General features: G+C 60.2%; 19 protein-coding genes. 13 read left to right on the plus strand and 6 right to left on the minus strand.

Annotated features, from left to right (window positions below; genetic code table 11):
- Window positions 1–47 precede the first annotated feature (47 nt).
- The gene (gene tolA / locus AC13RE_RS05935; RefSeq protein ID WP_488562261.1) at window positions 48–1,289 is read right to left on the minus strand and encodes a cell envelope integrity protein TolA; all 1,242 of its coding nucleotides are present in this window, start codon (window positions 1,287–1,289) and stop codon (window positions 48–50) included.
- Between the two features lie 4 nt (window positions 1,290–1,293).
- Window positions 1,294–1,746, minus strand: coding sequence for a hypothetical protein (locus AC13RE_RS05940; protein ID WP_488485197.1), 453 nt, complete (start codon window positions 1,744–1,746; stop codon window positions 1,294–1,296).
- Window positions 1,747–1,938: 192 nt separating this feature from the next.
- Between AC13RE_RS05940 and hemP the strand changes: the two genes are divergently transcribed.
- The 7 genes from hemP (at window position 1,939) to AC13RE_RS05975 (ending at window position 6,961) form a co-directional block, all read left to right on the plus strand.
- Complete coding sequence (gene hemP / locus AC13RE_RS05945) at window positions 1,939–2,112, plus strand: hemin uptake protein HemP (protein WP_015340808.1); 174 nt, start codon at window positions 1,939–1,941, stop codon at window positions 2,110–2,112.
- Window positions 2,113–2,121: 9 nt separating this feature from the next.
- Window positions 2,122–3,177: a hemin-degrading factor gene (locus AC13RE_RS05950; RefSeq protein ID WP_488562262.1), complete on the plus strand. Its 1,056-nt coding sequence runs from the start codon at window positions 2,122–2,124 to the stop codon at window positions 3,175–3,177.
- 9 nt (window positions 3,178–3,186) lie between these two features.
- Window positions 3,187–4,122, plus strand: a complete 936-nt coding sequence (locus tag AC13RE_RS05955) for a heme/hemin ABC transporter substrate-binding protein (RefSeq protein WP_488562263.1) — start codon at window positions 3,187–3,189, stop codon at window positions 4,120–4,122.
- A 19-nt stretch (window positions 4,123–4,141) separates the two neighbouring features.
- On the plus strand, window positions 4,142–5,233 hold the full coding sequence (locus AC13RE_RS05960) for a FecCD family ABC transporter permease (RefSeq protein ID WP_488562549.1): 1,092 nt from the start codon (window positions 4,142–4,144) through the stop codon (window positions 5,231–5,233).
- Between the two features lie 7 nt (window positions 5,234–5,240).
- A complete protein-coding gene (locus AC13RE_RS05965; RefSeq protein WP_488562264.1) occupies window positions 5,241–6,032 on the plus strand; it encodes a heme ABC transporter ATP-binding protein in 792 nt (263 codons plus the stop codon).
- A 164-nt stretch (window positions 6,033–6,196) separates the two neighbouring features.
- Entirely contained in the window at window positions 6,197–6,547 is a 351-nt protein-coding gene (locus tag AC13RE_RS05970) for a glycine zipper domain-containing protein (protein ID WP_015340813.1), read from the plus strand.
- A 9-nt stretch (window positions 6,548–6,556) separates the two neighbouring features.
- On the plus strand, window positions 6,557–6,961 hold the full coding sequence (locus AC13RE_RS05975) for a hypothetical protein (protein ID WP_132717324.1): 405 nt from the start codon (window positions 6,557–6,559) through the stop codon (window positions 6,959–6,961).
- 232 nt (window positions 6,962–7,193) lie between these two features.
- On the opposite strand, the gene AC13RE_RS05980 is transcribed toward AC13RE_RS05975, so the two are convergent.
- Together AC13RE_RS05980 and AC13RE_RS05985 are read right to left on the minus strand one after the other, a co-directional pair.
- Window positions 7,194–7,745, minus strand: coding sequence for an RNA polymerase sigma factor (locus tag AC13RE_RS05980; protein WP_112334892.1), 552 nt, complete (start codon window positions 7,743–7,745; stop codon window positions 7,194–7,196).
- Between the two features lie 11 nt (window positions 7,746–7,756).
- Window positions 7,757–7,963, minus strand: coding sequence for a NepR family anti-sigma factor (locus AC13RE_RS05985; protein ID WP_112334893.1), 207 nt, complete (start codon window positions 7,961–7,963; stop codon window positions 7,757–7,759).
- 259 nt (window positions 7,964–8,222) lie between these two features.
- On the opposite strand from AC13RE_RS05985, the gene AC13RE_RS05990 reads away from it, so the two are divergent.
- From AC13RE_RS05990 to preA, 4 genes are all read left to right on the plus strand, one after another.
- On the plus strand, window positions 8,223–9,017 hold the full coding sequence (locus AC13RE_RS05990) for a response regulator (RefSeq protein WP_015340816.1): 795 nt from the start codon (window positions 8,223–8,225) through the stop codon (window positions 9,015–9,017).
- A 147-nt stretch (window positions 9,018–9,164) separates the two neighbouring features.
- Complete coding sequence (locus AC13RE_RS05995) at window positions 9,165–10,196, plus strand: sensor histidine kinase (RefSeq protein ID WP_132717325.1); 1,032 nt, start codon at window positions 9,165–9,167, stop codon at window positions 10,194–10,196.
- Window positions 10,197–10,677: 481 nt separating this feature from the next.
- Window positions 10,678–12,036 carry an NAD(P)-dependent oxidoreductase gene (locus AC13RE_RS06000; RefSeq protein WP_488562265.1) on the plus strand — a complete coding sequence of 453 codons (1,359 nt, stop codon included), beginning with the start codon at window positions 10,678–10,680 and terminating at the stop codon, window positions 12,034–12,036.
- A 13-nt stretch (window positions 12,037–12,049) separates the two neighbouring features.
- Window positions 12,050–13,363: an NAD-dependent dihydropyrimidine dehydrogenase subunit PreA gene (gene preA / locus AC13RE_RS06005; protein ID WP_488562266.1), complete on the plus strand. Its 1,314-nt coding sequence runs from the start codon at window positions 12,050–12,052 to the stop codon at window positions 13,361–13,363.
- 148 nt (window positions 13,364–13,511) lie between these two features.
- On the opposite strand, the gene AC13RE_RS06010 is transcribed toward preA, so the two are convergent.
- Window positions 13,512–14,156: a TetR family transcriptional regulator C-terminal domain-containing protein gene (locus AC13RE_RS06010; RefSeq protein WP_015340820.1), complete on the minus strand. Its 645-nt coding sequence runs from the start codon at window positions 14,154–14,156 to the stop codon at window positions 13,512–13,514.
- Between the two features lie 308 nt (window positions 14,157–14,464).
- On the opposite strand from AC13RE_RS06010, the gene AC13RE_RS06015 reads away from it, so the two are divergent.
- Entirely contained in the window at window positions 14,465–15,718 is a 1,254-nt protein-coding gene (locus AC13RE_RS06015) for a Zn-dependent hydrolase (RefSeq protein ID WP_488562267.1), read from the plus strand.
- A gap of 48 nt (window positions 15,719–15,766) precedes the next feature.
- Complete coding sequence (hydA, locus tag AC13RE_RS06020; RefSeq protein WP_488562268.1) at window positions 15,767–17,221, plus strand: dihydropyrimidinase; 1,455 nt, start codon at window positions 15,767–15,769, stop codon at window positions 17,219–17,221.
- Between the two features lie 135 nt (window positions 17,222–17,356).
- Here hydA and AC13RE_RS06025 read toward each other — a convergent pair whose 3' ends face one another.
- On the minus strand, window positions 17,357–17,770 hold the full coding sequence (locus AC13RE_RS06025; RefSeq protein ID WP_132717330.1) for a cupin domain-containing protein: 414 nt from the start codon (window positions 17,768–17,770) through the stop codon (window positions 17,357–17,359).
- Between the last annotated feature and the right edge of the window lie 79 nt (window positions 17,771–17,849).

The raw sequence follows: 17,849 nt of genomic DNA on the forward strand, positions 1-17,849 counted from the left end.
AACCGGCAAACGGCATCTGGTTGCACCTAACCGACTGTCCTTAGGACCTATCGGCCCGTCACTTGCACTTCTTGCGTGAAAGACCAATTCGGCTTGCCCCATTCCGAGGGCAATGGCGGGAACGGTGCCGCCCTGCGGATACCGCTGGTAACTGCTTCGTCCAACTCCGGGAAGCCCGAGCTCCGCGCGATCGACAGGGAGGTCAGATCACCGCTCGAACCAATCGTGAGGCGGACACGCACAGTAATGCCAGGCTCGTACTTCGATGAGAGGCGCACAGCTCGCCGGATGCGCGATTGCACCTTGCCCGGATAATTCGCGACGGCAGCACTACCCGCACCGGTCCGACGAGCATTTGCCTGTGAATTGGTATCGGACTGTGCCGTTTCGGTGCCGTCGACAGACCCCCTCTTCGAATTGTCCTGATTTTCGCCGCGTGAACCTGACTTTGCCTTGGCGACTTTTGCGACCGGCTTCTTCACTTCCTTCGGCCGTTCAACTGGCTTCGGCTTCTCCACCGGTGTCACAACCTCAGGCGGAGGCTCTGCCGGCTGAGCTTCGGCAACCTCACTATCAACAGACTGCACCGGTTCGGCGGGCTGGATGACCGTCATCTCGGCCGGCGCCTGCGTCGCCAAAATCTGCGGCTGCTCAGGCGCGACTGCGGTGGGCTGGGTCCGCTCCACGGGCTCAACCGTTTGAAGCTGCTGCGTCTCTACTGTCTGCGGTTGAACGACATCCGGTTGGGGCGGTTGCGCCTGTTCGGGCGTGACTTCAGTCGGCCGCACCGTCTGCGGCTGCACGGCCTCGGCGGTCACCTGCTCCGGCTCCGTCTGCGGGTTTTCCTCGCCCGTAGCCATCTGATCGGCATCGGAATTGCCGATCATGATGACACTGATGGTATCGCCCGCCTCCTCCTGCGCTTCTTCCGGCGTGGCAAGAAAGGTAAACAACAGCGCAATAACGATAGCGGCATGGAACAGGCAGGATCCCACGCCGGAGAAAAGCAGCGACGTCTTGCGCCCAGAAGCCGTTTCTCGCGCCCTCTCAGGCAGCGCGTCCATCGGCAGATGCTCCGCCGCCTCATCTGGGGCGGCATCGCTCGGATGGTCTGGATAGGAGCTGATTTGCGTAAAGCGGCTGTAATGCACCACAGCCTCGCCGGCCGGCGGTCGCGGCACACCCTCGAGGCCGGTCAGTTCGTGGCCGGGCAACACACTCGGATAGTTGTCATTCAAGCCGCCATTGGCGCGGCGCTCCATGGAAACTTTCGCCGAGCGTATTGCCATGGCTTCAGCCCTCGAAGGGAACTGCGGTCTGCGAGCGGGTCGTCAATGCGGCCTTGCATTCGCCGGCGGCCGGGCCGTCACAGACCGGCGTGTCGTTGATGATGATGCGCGAGACCGTTTCGCATTTGACGCCCGGCATATCGAATTGCCGCACCCGCTTCTTGCCGAGCGGCAGGTCGCGGAAATCAAGCACCGTAACGCGGTCGACGGCATTCTTGTCGTTGAAGAAGGCAAGCTCGAACGAGATCTTGTTGATCGGCGCTGCCATATCGTTTTCGGCAACGAAGGTCATCAGGCATCCCTTCTGCGAGGGAGCCAATGCATTGAGTTCGACGGTGAGCTTGTGCGCAGCCGATGCGAGTGCCGCGGAATTCGCATCCTGAGCGAAAGCAGAAACAGAAGATGCCGCAGCAAACAGCCCCGAGGCGGCGAGCGCCAAGATCGTTTTCGTCAGCATCGGCATGTCTCCTGTATGTGCTTGACGCCGCTCGCCCGACCAGCGCGGCCTTGGCGTGTATCGTCGAAAATTTTAAACTTGACTCTATAGGTATCCTATTGTGTGTTTATGAAACCATGAGTAAGAGAGTCAAGATAAATTTGGCCGTACAACAGTTCGACCCCAGATGAATTTCAGGCAAAGCTAAACAGGATGATTGCTGAGAAGACCCCTACGCCGCCGGTGCAATGCATGGCCGCACCACAGATACGAATTGTCGAGAGCACGGATATTTTCCGGGGCCAGACCGAAATCATGATCAAGCATGAGGGCGTCATCTACCGCATGAAGATTACGCGCCAAGGCAAACTCATACTCAACAAATAGGCATGACAGATGAATAAGATGAGCCGCCCGACCCCCGCCGAAATCCGCGCCTTCCGCGCCGATAACCCGAAGATGCGCGAGCGCGACATCGCGGCCCGCCTGAATATTTCCGAAGCGGCGCTCGTCGCGGCCGAAGTCGGCATTTCGGCCACCCGCATCGATGCCAGCGTCGATCGCTTCCTGAAGCGGATCGCCTCGCTCGGCGAGATCATGGCGCTGTCGCGCAACGAAAGCGCGGTGCATGAGAAAATTGGCGTCTATGAGAACATGAAATTCGGCGCGCAGGCGGCGATCGTGCTCGGCGAGAATATCGACCTGCGCATCTTCCCGAAGCGCTGGGTTCATGGCTTTGCCGTCACCAAGACAGATGGCGACCAGAAGAGGCTGAGCCTGCAGTTCTTCGACAAGGCCGGCGATGCCGTCCACAAGGTGCATCTGCGCCCCGATTCGAATGTCGAGGCCTATCACGCCATGGTCGCCGAGCTGCGCATTGAAGACCAGTCGCAGGAATTCGCCGAGGATCGTTCAGGTTACGACAATGGCGCGACGGACGGCGATGTCAGCCGCGACGAGCTGCGCGACCATTGGAGCCGCATGACCGATACGCACGAATTCTTCGGCATGCTGAAAAAGCTGAAGATCGGCCGCCAGGACGCGATCCGCACCGTCGGCGATGATTACGCATGGAAACTGGATGCCGGTGCCGTCACTGAAATGATGCATGCCTGCGTGCGCGGGGGCCTGCCGATCATGTGCTTCGTCGCCAACGAAGGCACCGTGCAGATCCATTCCGGCCCGATCTACAACGTGCAGACCATGGGTCCCTGGATCAACGTCATGGACCCGACCTTCCACCTGCATCTGCGCCAGGACCACATCGCCGAGGCATGGGTTGTGCGCAAGCCGACCAAGGACGGCCACGTCACCTCGCTTGAGGCCTATAATGCCAAGGGCGAGATGATCATCCAGTTCTTCGGCAAGCGGAAGGAAGGCTTCGATGAGCGCCGCGATTGGCGCGCTATCCTGGAAAACCTGACGAGATCGGGCGCCAGCGTCGCCGCATAAGAGATGCTCATGACGATGTTTAAGAACTTGAAGCACATCAGGCCGTGGGAAATCGCCCTGACCATGGTGGTGATGGCCCTGCCGCTCGTGCCTGCCAATCCGATCGCCGGGCTCGGCAGCTTCGTGCGGCACGCACACGCTGCCGAGGCGGCACCGAAGATCGATGCGTCACGCCTCGTCTCCATCGGCGGCGATGTCACGGAAATCGTCTATGCGCTCGGTGAAGAAAAGCGGCTCATCGCCCGTGACTCCACCAGCCTTTATCCAAAGGAAGCGACCAAACTTCCCGATGTCGGCTATATGCGCGCTTTGTCGCCGGAAGGCATCCTGGCCGTCAATCCCACAGCCATCATCGCGGTGGAAGGTTCCGGCCCGCCGGAAGCCTTGGCCGTGCTGCGCAATGCCAGCTTGCCCTTCGAGACCGTACCGCAGACCTACGATCGCGACGGCATCCTGAAGAAGATCGAAGTCGTTGGCGCGCTGCTTGGCGTGCCGGACAAGGCAAAGGCCCTGGAAGACAAGGTCGCCGCCGATCTCGATGCCGCGATCAGCGATTCCGCCAAGCGCCCGGAGGCCGAGCGCAAGCGCGTACTCTTCGTGCTCAGCAACCAGAACGGCAAGATCATGGCTTCGGGCAGCGCCACGGCCGCCGACGGCATCATCAAGCTGACCGGCGCCACCAATGCGATCAACGGCTTCTCCGGCTACAAGTCGGTGACGGACGAAGCGATCATCGAAGCCAAGCCTGACGTCATCCTGATCATGGATCGCGAGGGCCCGCTGTCGATGTCGAACGAAGATCTTCTCAAGCAATCCGCCATTTCGCTGACGCCGGCCGCGAGCCACAAGGCAGTCGTGCGCATGGACGGCCTGCATTTGCTCGGTTTCGGACCACGCACGGCCAGCGCCATCCGCGAGCTGAACGCGGCGATCTACGGAGGCTGACGTGGCATTCAACGATGCCATGGCAGGGCTGAAGCAAATGTCGCAAGCCACGGCACACCGCCACCAAGGGGATCGCACCGCACTTGCGATCCTCGTCATCGCCGGTTTGGTCTTGGTTTCGGCCGTTGCCTTTCTCTTTTCGATCACGACAGGCGCGTCGAACGCTTCGGTCATCGACGTGATAACGGGCATGCTGAGCGGCAGCGCGGACAGCACTCTCAGCATCCGCGACCGCATCGTCATTTTCGATATCCGCCTGCCCCGCGCCGTCCTCGGCTTCCTGATCGGCGGTGGGCTGGCGGTTTCGGGTGCGGTCATGCAGGGCCTCTTCCGCAATCCGCTCGCCGATCCCGGCCTGATCGGCGTCTCCGCTGGTTCGAGCCTCGGTGCGGTCGCCATGATCGTCCTCGGAGGCGGCGTGCTCGCCCCTCTCGCACATCTCTTCGGGATCTTTTCCCTGCCGATCGCCGCCTTCATCGGCGGTCTGGCAACGACGATATTGCTTTATAAGGTCGCGACCCGGTACGGACAGACATCGATCGCAACCATGCTGCTGGCCGGCATTGCGCTCGGTTCGCTTGCGCTGGCGGCAACCGGAATCCTCATCTACATGGCCGACGACCGGCAGCTGCGGGACCTCACCTTCTGGAGCATGGGATCGCTGGCGGGCTCGACTTGGAGCAAGGTCGCAGGTGCCGGCCCGATCATCCTCCTTTCAGTTCTTCCCCTTCCCTTCATGGCGCGCGGACTGAACGCACTGACACTCGGCGAGGCGGCCGCTTTCCACATGGGGATATCAGTGCAGCGGCTGAAGAATATCGCCATCGTCAGCGTCGCTGCGGCGGTCGGCGCCTCCGTCGCCGTTAGTGGCGGCATCGGCTTTGTCGGCATCGTCGTCCCGCACATTCTGCGCATGATCATTGGCCCGGACCATCGTTTCCTGCTTCCGGCTTCAGCCTTGCTCGGTGGCTCGCTGCTTGTCATTGCCGATGTCGTCGCCCGCATCCTCGTTTCTCCGGCCGAGCTGCCGATCGGCATTCTGACGGCCGGCGTCGGCGGTCCGTTCTTCCTGTGGATGCTGCTCAGGCAGCGCTCGCGCCTCAGCCTGTGAGCCTGCGATGATCGACGTTTCCAATCTGAGCGTATGGCTTGCCGGCAAACCGGTCGTTGAGGACATATCCTTCACGGCCGAGGCCGGAGCGCTGACGGCGATCTGCGGGCCGAACGGTTCCGGCAAGACCACGACCATGAAAGCCATTTCCGGCGAACTCGCCTATCGCGGCAGCGCCCGAATGAACGGCACTGAGATTGCCGGCCTCAAGGCCTGGCAACTTGCCGAAATGCGGGGCGTGCTGCCGCAGGCAAGCTCGATCTCCTTCCCCTTTACGGTCCGCGAGATTGTCCGCATGGGCCTGACAAGCGGCCGCAACCGTCATCCGGAGCAGGCTGACCGCACCGCGACAGAGGCGCTCGCCGCCGTCGATCTCGACGGCTTCGAAGGGCGCTTCTATCAGGAGCTTTCCGGCGGCGAACAGCAACGCGTGCAGCTCGCCCGGGTGCTCTGTCAGATTTCCGAGCCCATCATAGACGGCAGGCCGTGCTGGCTGCTTCTCGATGAGCCGGTCTCCAGCCTCGACATCAGCCATCAGCTCACCATCATGACGCTTGCCCGGCAATTCTGCCGACGCGGCGGCGGGGTCATTGCCGTCATGCATGACCTCAATCTCACTGCACTTTTTGCCGACCGGATGGTTCTGCTGAAGACCGGCCGGCTACAGGCCGAGGGTTCGGTCAAGGACGTGCTGACCGACCGGCATCTTCAGGACGTATTCGGCTGCAACTTGCAGGTCAATCGCGTTCCCGCCGATGGTGCTCCATTCGTCCTTGCCCATAGCGCGCTCGGCGGCTGAGAACTCCCGACCCGGCGGCTTCTGGAACCTTTTGTTGCATCCGCGCGTTGAGAGCGAGTGATCGGAAATGATATTCCGAACACTATCGGTGTGTCAAAAGACCTCCGATTATCGCGAATAAGAGGTGCCTTCGGGCGCCGAAGCAAAGCGAAAGGGAGCTGAACATGGCTACATCCATCCTTCATTCGGCGCGCGGCAAGCGTAATGGCAGCAGCCTGCACGATGTCGAGGCAAGCATCGAAGATCAAATCGAGTCGCTACGCGAAGAAGTTGCAGCCTTTGCCAAGCTGATTGGTGAAAGCGGCGCGAGGCATGGTAAGAAATTGCGCGCGACCGCCGAATCCAATTTGGACGATCTGACGGTTCGCGGCGAGGAGCTGCTGCGCGATCTGCAGCGCGGCTATACGAGAGGTTCGCGCGAAGTGCGCAGGACCGTGCGTCAGCATCCCGTCGCCACCATCGGCGCGGCGGCTGCATTCGGCCTGGCCGTCGCTCTGCTTCTGTCTCGCCGCTAGGGTGGCGGGATGATCGCCCCGATTCTCGGCCTGCTCCTGTCAGGCACATTCAACCGCACCGTTGCGCGAACCAAGCGCAACGGCATTTTCATCGTGATCGCGGCTCTCCTCCTGCTGACGGCCTATGCCTTCGCGCTTATAGCGGCAGCCATCTGGCTGGCAACGATCTATGGCGGGGCGGTTTCTGCTCTGCTGATTGCCGCAGGTGCCCTGTTGCTAGGGCTGATCGTCCTCGTCGTTATGGCCATCATCAATCAGCAGGAGAAACGGCAGGCCCGAGAACGTTTGCTGGCGATGGAATCGATGGCGGCAGCAGCGCTCGGCCTCGTGCGCAAGCAACCGCTAATGACTGCGGCCATCGCCGCCGCTCTTCTTTTCGGAAATCTGTTCGGCGCGCGCGACGAAGACGATTGATCCGGCATTTCCAAATCGACAAACGCCGCAAAGCGAAATCGTCGCCTTGCCGAGAAATTGGCGCGAAGCTCGTGAAGCCATAAATAAGTTGTAACGATAAAAGGCCCGGTCGATAGCGCCGGGCCTTTTCTTAGAGCATTTCCGCTTTTCTTCGAATCACGAAAACGCTCTATCTTCTTGTTTTTACGCAGTTCCGGACGCAAAACCGCTTCGCACTTTTGCTGGAACTGCTCTAGAAAGCGAATGCCTTTGATGTCAGCGGTGCCGAGGTGGCGTCCGGACCGAAATCTGCCTCGCCGGAAATATCCAGCAATTCCTGCAGGCGCTGGCGCGCGCGATTGACGCGGCTCTTGATGGTGCCGACCGCGCAACCGCAGATCTCGGCAGCTTCCTCATAGGAAAATCCCGACGCCCCCACAAGGATGATGGCTTCGCGCTGATCCGGGGGCAGCTGATCCAGGGCCTTGCGGAAGTCCTGCAGGTCGACAGCGCCATATTGCGGCGGGTGCGTCGCCATCGATTCCGTGAACACGCCGTCGCTGTCCTGCACCTCACGGCCGCTCTTGCGCATCTGGCTGTAAAGCTCGTTGCGCAAGATGGTGAAGAGCCAGGCCTTCATGTTGGTGCCCATTTCGAAATGATCCTGCTTGGCCCACGCCTTCATGATCGTATCCTGAACAAGATCGTCCGCCCGGTCGTGACGGCCGGTCAGCGAAATGGCGAAGGCCCGGAGGCTCGGAAGGGCTGCGAGAAGTTCGCGCTTGAAGCTCGTTTGCGTTTCCATGGCGCGCCCTCCTATTCGGAGACCTTTGCCGAGGCCATGCTTTCCGCCCGATCGAGCTTCTCTAAGAGGTCGAGAAAGCGATCGGGAATAGCCTCATCCTGCACGGCGGCATAAAACGAGCGCAATCGGTTGCCGATCTGGTTATTGGGATCGAGGATATCCACCGCGCGCAGGTCCGATGTCTTCTTGTCTGCGTCCTCGTGATTCTGGATAGTCATTTAACCTGCTCGCTTTTCACTTTTCTCGCGTTCATGGATAAGACGCCCTAATCTCCCGTCCGGAAGACCGATCGACCCCAATCAAAACAATGCCTAACGAATCGTAAAGGTTGAAGTCCACTGATTGTAAGCATTGTAATGCGACTGCCTAAAAAAAGTTCCGACAAAGAGGAACTTTTTTACTCAACTGACGTTTTCTTAGTTGTTGCGGCCTTTAGGCTGTATTTAATTAGAATGTTATAAAAGGCGGGAGCCATTGATGACACTTTCCACACGCATTGCGCCGCATCTTCCTTACTTGCGGCGCTATTCACGTGCCTTGACCGGAACGCAGACGTCGGGGGACGCCTATGTTGCTGCGGTTTTGGAAGCCATCATCGCCGACATATCCATCTTTCCGGACACGGACAGCGATCGTGTCGCACTCTATAAACTGTTCACCAAGCTGTTCGGTTCCGTAACACTTCAGATTACTGAACCGGCCTCTCCCTTTGCCTGGGAACAGCGCGCCACCGTGAACCTCTCCAAGGTTTCGCCGCTCGCACGACAGGCATTCCTGCTTGCCTCCGTTGAAAGTTTCCGCCTCGGCGAGATCGCCGATATCCTCGACGTTTCGGAAAGCGACGCGATGCACCTGCTTGACACTGCCTCCCAGGAAATCTCCCGCCAGGTGGCGACTGATATCATGATCATCGAGGACGAACCGCTGATCGCGATGGATATCGAGCAGATGGTGGAAAGCCTCGGCCATCGCGTCACCGGCATCGCCCGTACACACGCGGAAGCGGTCGCGCTCTACAATGCAACGAAACCGAGCATGGTGCTTGCCGACATCCAACTTGCCGACGGCAGCTCCGGCATCGATGCCGTCAACGACATCCTCAAGACTGCCAGCATCCCGGTGATCTTTATCACCGCCTTCCCGGAGCGGCTGCTCACGGGCGAACGGCCGGAGCCGACCTTCCTTGTGACCAAGCCTTTCAATCCAGACATGGTGAAGGCCCTCATCAGCCAGGCACTGTTCTTTAACGAAACCACAAAGGTGGCTGCCTGATTCAAGTGAAACCCCTACGGCGGAACAAAGACCCTGACCGGGCGTTTGTGTGCGAAGCGGCCGGTTTACCGACTATTATCCGGGATGATTCTATAGGTCGGTTCAGGTTGTTACGAGTGGGAACGCCCTATCGGCGGGGTTCCCGAAATGCGTGTGAAAGGCAAGCCGGTGAATACGTCTGAACCATTACCCGGCGCGCCTTTGAGTTTGGAAGGCAAGGCCGCTCTGATGGAGCGGGCGCTTGCGAGCGCCAGTGTGTCCGTCCTGTTTCAGGATGTAAATCTCTCGATCCGTTATGCCGACAATCTGCCGGATCACCTACAGCCGTCTGTCGTCATAGGCGGGAATGATTCACATCTCTTCGGCGAAAAGGACGGCGAGCATCTTTCCCGATTGAAGCGCGGCGTGCTCGACAGCGGCAGGCCGGCAACCGCCGAGGTCGAGATCGCCAGCGGCGACGGCATACGCATCTATGAACTGAAAATGGAGCGAGTCGGCGGGCGCAAGCCGCAAGGCGTGCTGTCGGTCATCTCGGAGATCACCGAAAGCCGCCACCGCGAGAAAGTGCTGAAGTCGCTGCTGCGCGAACTGTCGCACCGCTCCAAGAACCTGCTCGCCATCATTCAGGGCATCGCCACGCAGACCGCCCGCCACACGCTTTCCGTCGATAATTTCCTGATCAAGTTCCGCGGCCGCCTGCAATCCCTGTCGAATTCGCAGGATCTCATCACCGATTCCAGCTGGCGGGGCGCCTATCTTTTCGAACTGGCGGAAAAGCAGTTCGCACCCTATTGGCCCGATGCCGGCGTTCCCATGCCGATCTATGGCATCAACGCTCATCTGACGCCCAATGCGGCCGTGCATCTGGGCCTCGCTCTGCATGAGCTCATCGTCAATTCCGCATCTCACGGCGCCATCTCGACCGGTGCAACCAGCATCACGCTGAACTGCAGGGAAGCCGAACTCGACGGCAAGAAGGCGATCGAAGTGGCATGGTCGGAACGGTTCTACACACCCTCCGATCACGAGTTCGAAGACAACAGCTTTAGCCGAACGGTGCTTGAGCGCGTCGTACCGACATCCATGAACGGCCGCGCCGACTTCGCCATTGACGACGGAAGCATCGGCTATCGGATCACCATTCCCGAAACTGAATATGAAATCCTGAGACGCCGCTAAGGCTGATAACAGCGACAAAATAAAACAGCCAGTGCGAGGGCGACGCACTGGCTGCTTTGCACTCATCGGGAGGGGACCGTGAGTAAAAGTCCTGAGACGTATTGGGCGTGCATCGGGAGATGCGATCATCGTCAGGACATCGACATAACGATGCTGCACGGCCTTGGTTCCATGCAGACCCAAAAAAATTCATCGGTCTTTCACATTTCAGCGCGACCGCAGAGATGACGCTTATCGGCCCATAGGCGGGTGCTCGTCATCCTCATTGCACCCCGATCTCTTTGGGCGCCTGCTCCAAGAAAGTAAAAAACCTATTTAAATCACATGCTTAAAGCAATGATCGGGCGCCCTCCTGAATTAGCCCTTCCAGGCTGAAGAATACCCAGCGGCACGCTTTGCCTCCAAAATTTTACCATTTGATAAATTTTTTAAGCTGAGTTACCGTTCCAGTACTAGCCGTTTACTATAAGAGGGAACTTCAATGGGACGACTGGAAACTGGGATTCATAAAGGCAGGCTCACGCCCGCTGAATATGATGCAAACTTTTCCGATCTTCATCCGCGCCTCACCAAGCATGAGGCGCTGGTCGCATCCGACCGCTGTTATTTCTGCTACGACGCGCCGTGCATGACGGCCTGTCCCACCTCCATCGACATTCCGATGTTCATCCGCCAGATCTCGACGGGTAATCCGATCGGCTCTGCCAAAACGATCTTCGATCAGAACATCCTCGGCGGCATGTGCGCCCGCGTCTGTCCCACCGAACAGCTCTGCGAGCAGGCTTGCGTGCGCAACACTGCCGAAGAGCGCCCGGTCGAGATCGGCCGGCTGCAGCGCTACGCAACCGACACGGCGATGGCTGAGAACAAGCAGTTCTATTCGCGCGCCGCTTCAACCGGCAAGAAGATCGCCGTCATCGGCGCCGGCCCGGCAGGCCTCGCCTGCGCCCACCGCCTCGCGGTCAACGGCCATGACGTCACCATTTTCGACGCCCGAGAAAAGGCCGGCGGCCTCAACGAATACGGCATCGCCACCTATAAGGCGGTCGACGATTTCGCTCAGAAGGAAGTCGATTACGTGCTTGCGATCGGCGGCATCGAGGTGAAGAACGGCCAGGCGCTCGGCCGCGATTTCAGCCTTTCCGACCTCTCTCAGCAATATGACGCCGTCTTCCTCGGCCTCGGCCTTGCCGGCGTCAACGCGCTGCGTGCCGAAGGCGAGGATCTCGATGGTGTTGCCGATGCGGTTGCCTATATCGCCGACCTTCGTCAGGCCGGCAACAAAGCCGATATTGCCATCGGCCGCCGCGTCGTCGTTCTCGGCGGCGGCATGACCGCAATCGACGCGGCTGTGCAGGCAAAACTGCTTGGCGCCGAAGAAGTAACGATCTGCTATCGCCGCGGCAAGGAACACATGAACGCCTCGGAATTCGAGCAGAACTTGGCCGCTTCCAAGGGCGTCATCATCCGTCATTGGCTCGCGCCTAAGCGCATCCTCGACAAGGACGGCAAAGTCGCCGGTATCGAGGTCGAATATACCGAGCTGCGTGACGGCAAGCTCGTTGGTACCGGCGATGTCGGCGTCATCGCCGCCGACCAGATTTTCAAGGCGATCGGCCAGACGTTCGAAGCCTCAGGCCTCGGCGCACTGCGCATGGAATCCGGCCGCATCGCCATTGATGGCGAAGGCCGAACCTCGATCGAAGGCGTATGGGCCGGCGGCGACTGCGTGCTTGGTGGCGATGACCTGACGGTCTCGGCCGTGGCACAGGGTCGCGACGCGGCCGAATCCATCAACCGTGCGCTCGCTGCCGCCAAGGCGGCCGCTGCAGTCGCCTGAAAGGAGAACCGACATGGCAGATCTCCGCAATAATTTCGTTGGCATCAAATCCCCGAACCCGTTCTGGCTGGCTTCCGCGCCGCCGACCGACAAGGCCTATAACGTCGAGCGCGCTTTCAAGGCGGGCTGGGGCGGCGTAGTCTGGAAGACGCTCGGCGAAGAAGGCCCGCCTGTCGTCAACGTCAACGGCCCGCGCTACGGCGCGATCTGGGGCGCCGACCGCCGTCTGCTCGGCCTCAATAACATCGAGCTGATCACCGACCGCGACCTCTACACCAACCTGCGCGAAATGAAGCAGGTGAAGATGAACTGGCCGGATCGCGCGCTCATCGCCTCGATCATGGTGCCCTGTGAGGAACAGGCTTGGAAGGCGATCCTGCCGCTGGTCGAGGAAACCGGCGCCGACGGCATCGAGCTCAATTTCGGCTGTCCCCACGGCATGTCCGAACGCGGCATGGGTTCCGCAGTCGGACAGGTGCCGGAATATATCGAAATGGTCGTGCGCTGGTGCAAGCAATACACCCGCATGCCGGTCATCACCAAGCTGACGCCGAATATCACCGATATCCGCAAGCCCGCACGCGCCGCCAAGGCCGGCGGTACCGATGCGGTGTCGCTGATCAACACGATCAACTCGATCGTCTCCGTCGATCTCGACAATTTCGCTCCGAACCCGACTGTCGGCGGCAAGGGCAGCCATGGCGGCTATTGCGGCCCGGCCGTCAAGCCAATCGCGCTCAACATGGTGGCCGAAATCGCCCGCGATCCGGAAACCTACGGCCTGCCGATATCGGGAATCGGCGGCATCACCACCTGGCGCGATGCGGCGGAATTCCTGGTGCTCGGCGCCGGCAACGTGCAGGTGTGCACGGCGGCTATGACCTACGGCTTCAAGATCGTCGAGGAGATGATCACGGGCCTCTCCGACTGGATGGACGAGAAGGGGCATCGCACCCTGGACGATGTTATCGCTCGCGCCGTACCGAATGTCTCCGACTGGCAATATCTGAACCTCAACTACATCGCCAAAGCGAAGATCGACCAGGACGCCTGCATCAAGTGCGGCCGCTGTCACATTGCCTGCGAGGACACCTCGCACCAGGCGATCACCAACTTCGTCGATGGCGTCAGGCGCTTCGAGGTGATGGAAGAGGAATGCGTCGGCTGCAATCTCTGCGTCAACGTCTGCCCCGTCGAGAACTGCATCACCATGGAAGAACTGCCGGCAGGCAGCCTCGACAAGCGCACCGGCAAGCTCGTTGACCCGAACTACGCCAACTGGACGACCCATCCGAACAATCCGATGGCTCGCCAGGCGGCGGAATAATAACGGTAAAGTCCGCAAGCATTCAAAAGGCGGTCGCGGCTTGCAGCGGCCGCCTTTTTCGTAACCAAGGTCCGTCGGGTCGAATTAGGGAACTTTAACTTGTTCACCTGCGATATGCAGCGCTATGCTTCCGGGATCGCGCTGCCGCTTAGCTATGACGAATCCGAAGCCCATCGACGAAAAGCTGCTCCAGATAGCGGGCGGCATCCTCGAAGCGCCCCTCGCCTGAGTGCTCGTCACCAAGCACGGCGCGCACCTGCACGTCGAAATCCGCGTAATGCTGCGTGGTCGACCAGATCGAAAAGATCAGGTGATAGGGATCGCATTTGGCGATCTTGCCGGCCTTCGCCCAGGCACGGATAACTTCCACCTTCTCGTCGACGAGGGCCTTCAGAGGTCCGCGCAGCTCGTCCTCCACATGCGGCGCGCCCTGCAGCATTTCATTGGCAAAAAGCCGGCTTTCGCGCGGAAAATCCCGGGCCATTTCGAGCTTGCGGCGGATATAGGAGCGGATCTCGCTTTCGGGGTTGCCGTTGGCATCGAAAGCGCGCAGCGGCTCCAGCCAGGTAAACAGCACCCGGTCGATCAAGGCCCGATGCATCGCCTCCTTGGTACGGAAATAATAAAGGAGATTGGGCTTCGACATGCCGGCGACCTCGGCGATCTGGTCGATGGTCGAGCCACGAAAACCGCTGACGGAAAATACGTCGAGCGCGGCTTCCAGTATGATTTCCTCTTTCTCTTCCTGAATACGGGTGCGGCGCTGCGTCCTGGCGGCTCTGGGGATGGCCATATCTGCTCTGTTTCTCCTTGAAATCCAAGCCTTTCGGCCGTTCCCTCATTCACCCTGTCGATGCATCGGATTTCGGCAATTGCCTGAAATTTTATCGGAATTTTTCGTGCTTTTCGTCTTGAGCCGCGCCACGGAAGTTGTAATGTTTACCAATCGGTCAAATTATCTGTCAGATGTCTTCTAAAGGCAACTGGCGATTTCCGGGCAAGAAAAACAAGACGACGCTCCGGAATTTGAAATAAGACCAACGGGAACAATTTCGGGCATGCACCTTGCGTGCCCCAGGACAAACAGGTGAGGATTGCATCATGGTGGCAGCGCCAGGAGAAAACATGCGTATCAATGGCGATCGCCTTTGGGATACGCTGATGGACATGGCGAAAATCGGCCCCGGCATTGCCGGCGGCAACAATCGCCAAACGCTGACCGATGCCGATGCCGAAGGACGCAGCCTTTTCAAGACCTGGTGCGACAAGGCCGGCCTGACGGTCGGCGTCGACAAGATGGGTACGATGTTCGCCACCCGCGCCGGCACCGACCCGGCTGCGCTCCCCGTCTATGTCGGTTCGCATCTCGACACCCAGCCGACAGGCGGCAAGTATGACGGTGTACTTGGCGTGCTCGCAGCGCTCGAAGTCGTCCGCACGATGAACGACCTCGGCATCAAGACCAAGCACCCGATCGTCGTCACCAACTGGGCCAACGAGGAAGGGGCGCGCTTTGCACCCGCGATGCTCGCCTCCGGCGTCTTTGCCGGCGTGCACACATTGGACTATGCCTATGGCCGCAAGGATCCGGACGGCAAGACCTACGGCGAAGAGCTGAAGCGCATCGGCTGGCTTGGCGACGAAGAGGTCGGCGCCCGCAAGATGCATGCCTATTTCGAATATCATATCGAGCAGGGCCCGATCCTCGAAGCCGAAGAGAAGACCATCGGCGTCGTCACGCACTGTCAGGGCCTGTGGTGGCTGGAATTCACGCTGACCGGCAAGGAAGCCCATACCGGTTCGACGCCGATGAACCTCCGCGTCAACGCCGGCCTTGCCATGTCGCGGATCATCGAGATGGTGCAGAGCGTCGCGATGGAAAACCAGCCGGGTGCCGTCGGCGGCGTCGGCCAGGTCTTCTTCTCGCCGAATTCGCGCAACGTCCTGCCGGGTAAGGTGGTCTTCACCGTCGACATCCGCACGCCCGATAAGGAAAAGCTCGATCGCATGCGTGCCAAGATCGAAGCCGAAGGCAAGAAGATCGCCGATGCCCTCGGCGTCGGCTGCTCGGTCGAAGCCATCGGCCATTTCGAACCGGTAACCTTCGATCCGAAGCTCGTCACTTCCGTGCGCAACGCGGCCGAGAAACTCGGCTACAGCCACATGAACATCATCTCCGGTGCCGGTCACGATGCCTGCTGGGCTGCCAAGGTCGCCCCCGCCACCATGGTCATGTGCCCCTGCGTCGGCGGCCTCTCCCACAACGAGGCGGAAGAAATATCCAAGGAATGGGCGACCGCCGGCGCGGATGTGCTGTTCCACGCAGTCGTCGAGACGGCGGAGATCGTGGCTTGACGGCCACGATTCCCAGCATCGGAACCTAACACATCTGGAGCATGCGCCATGAGCACAGTCATCAAGGGTGGAACCATCGTCACGGCCGACCTGACCTATAAGGCGGACGTGAAGGTCGAAGGCGGCAAGATCGTGGAAATCGGGCAGAATCTCTCGGGCAGCGAAGTGCTCGATGCCTCCGGCTGTTATGTGATGCCCGGCGGCATCGATCCGCACACGCATCTCGAAATGCCGTTCATGGGAACCTATTCCTCCGACGACTTCGAGAGCGGCACCCGCGCTGCCCTTGCCGGCGGCACGACCATGGTCGTCGACTTCGCGCTCCCCTCACCCGGCCAGTCGCTGCTCGAGGCGCTGACCATGTGGGACAACAAGTCCACCCGCGCCACCTGCGACTATTCCTTCCACATGGCGATCACCTGGTGGGGCGAGCAGGTCTTCAACGAGATGGAAGCCATCGTCCGCGACAAGGGCATCAACACCTTCAAGCATTTCATGGCCTATAAGGGCGCGCTGATGGTGGATGACGACGAGATGTTCTCTTCCTTCCAGCGCTGCGCCGAACTTGGTGCCCTGCCGCTCGTCCACGCCGAAAATGGCGATGTGGTCGCGCAGATGCAGGCAAAGCTGCTGGCCGAAGGCAATAACGGTCCAGAGGCGCATGCCTATTCCCGCCCGGCCGAGGTCGAAGGTGAGGCAACGAACCGCGCCATCATGATCGCCGATATGGCCGGCTCGCCCGTCTACATCGTCCATACCTCCTGCGAACAGGCGCACGAAGCCATCCGCCGCGCCCGTCAGAAGGGCATGCGCGTCTATGGCGAGCCGCTAATCCAGCACCTGACGCTCGACGAAAGCGAATATGCCAATCCGGATTGGGACCATGCCGCCCGCCGTGTCATGTCGCCGCCCTTCCGTAACAAGCAGCATCAGGACAGCCTCTGGGCCGGCCTTGCCTCCGGCTCGCTGCAGGTGGTCGCGACCGACCACTGCGCCTTTACCACCGAGCAGAAGCGCTTCGGCCTCAACGACTTCACCAAGATCCCGAACGGCACCGGAGGCCTCGAGGATCGCCTGCCGATGCTCTGGACCTACGGCGTCAACACCGGCCGCCTGACGATGAACGAATTCGTCGCCGTCACATCGACCAACATCGCCAAGATCCTCAACGTCTATCCGAAGAAGGGCGCGATCCTTGTCGGCGCCGATGCCGATATCGTCGTCTGGGATCCGAAGCGCTCGAAGACCATTGCCGCCAAGACGCAGCAGTCGGCGATCGACTACAACGTCTTCGAGGGCAAGGAAGTAACCGGCCTGCCGCGTTATACGCTGACGCGGGGCGTGGTTGCCATCGAGGAAGGTACGGTGAAGACGAAGGAGGGCCATGGCGAGTTCGTCAGGCGCGATCCTTTCACCGCCGTCAACCGCGCGCTTTCGACCTGGAAAGAAGTCACTGCGCCGCGCAAGGTGCAGCGCAGCGGCATCCCCGCCAGCGGGGTATGACGCTTGGGTACGGCGCTTCGGCTCATCGGCCGCCTAGAGCAATTCCAGGAAAAGTGCGTAGCGGTTTTCCGTCCGGAATTTCGTAAAAACAAAGAGATAGAGCATTTTCGCGATTCGAAGAAAAGCGAAACGGCTCTAGCGCGGCACGTACAGCTCCAGATCCGGCAGCAGGACGACGCTTTCCTGCTCGTTCGGGTCGGTGCGGGCGATAACCGCCGTCGCGGGCCGGTCGCTGAGATTGGCCGGAAGATGCGGAACGCCGGCCGGAATATAAAACATCTCACCCTCTCGCACGATGACGTGCTCTTCCAGCCGTTCGCCGAACCAGCAATGCGTCTCCCCGGAAATCGCGTAGATCGCCGTCTCATGCGAGGCGTGGAGATGCGCCTTGGCGCGGGCGCCGGGCGGAATCGTCAGGAGATGCATGCAGATCCCCGTCGAGCCCACTGTCTCGGCGGCAATCCCTTCGAAATAGCTGAAGCCCTGCTTTCCGGCATAGGTGTTGCCGGGCCGCACGACATGGCAGGTGGGCTTCGATGAGACATTCATGGCATTGCTCCCCTCGGTCCAGCAGCCACAAGGCGCCCTCGCCTCTCCGGACTGCGGCAATGCCAGACAGGATAACACG

The organism is Martinezella sp. CNPSo 3959, assembly GCF_057784355.1.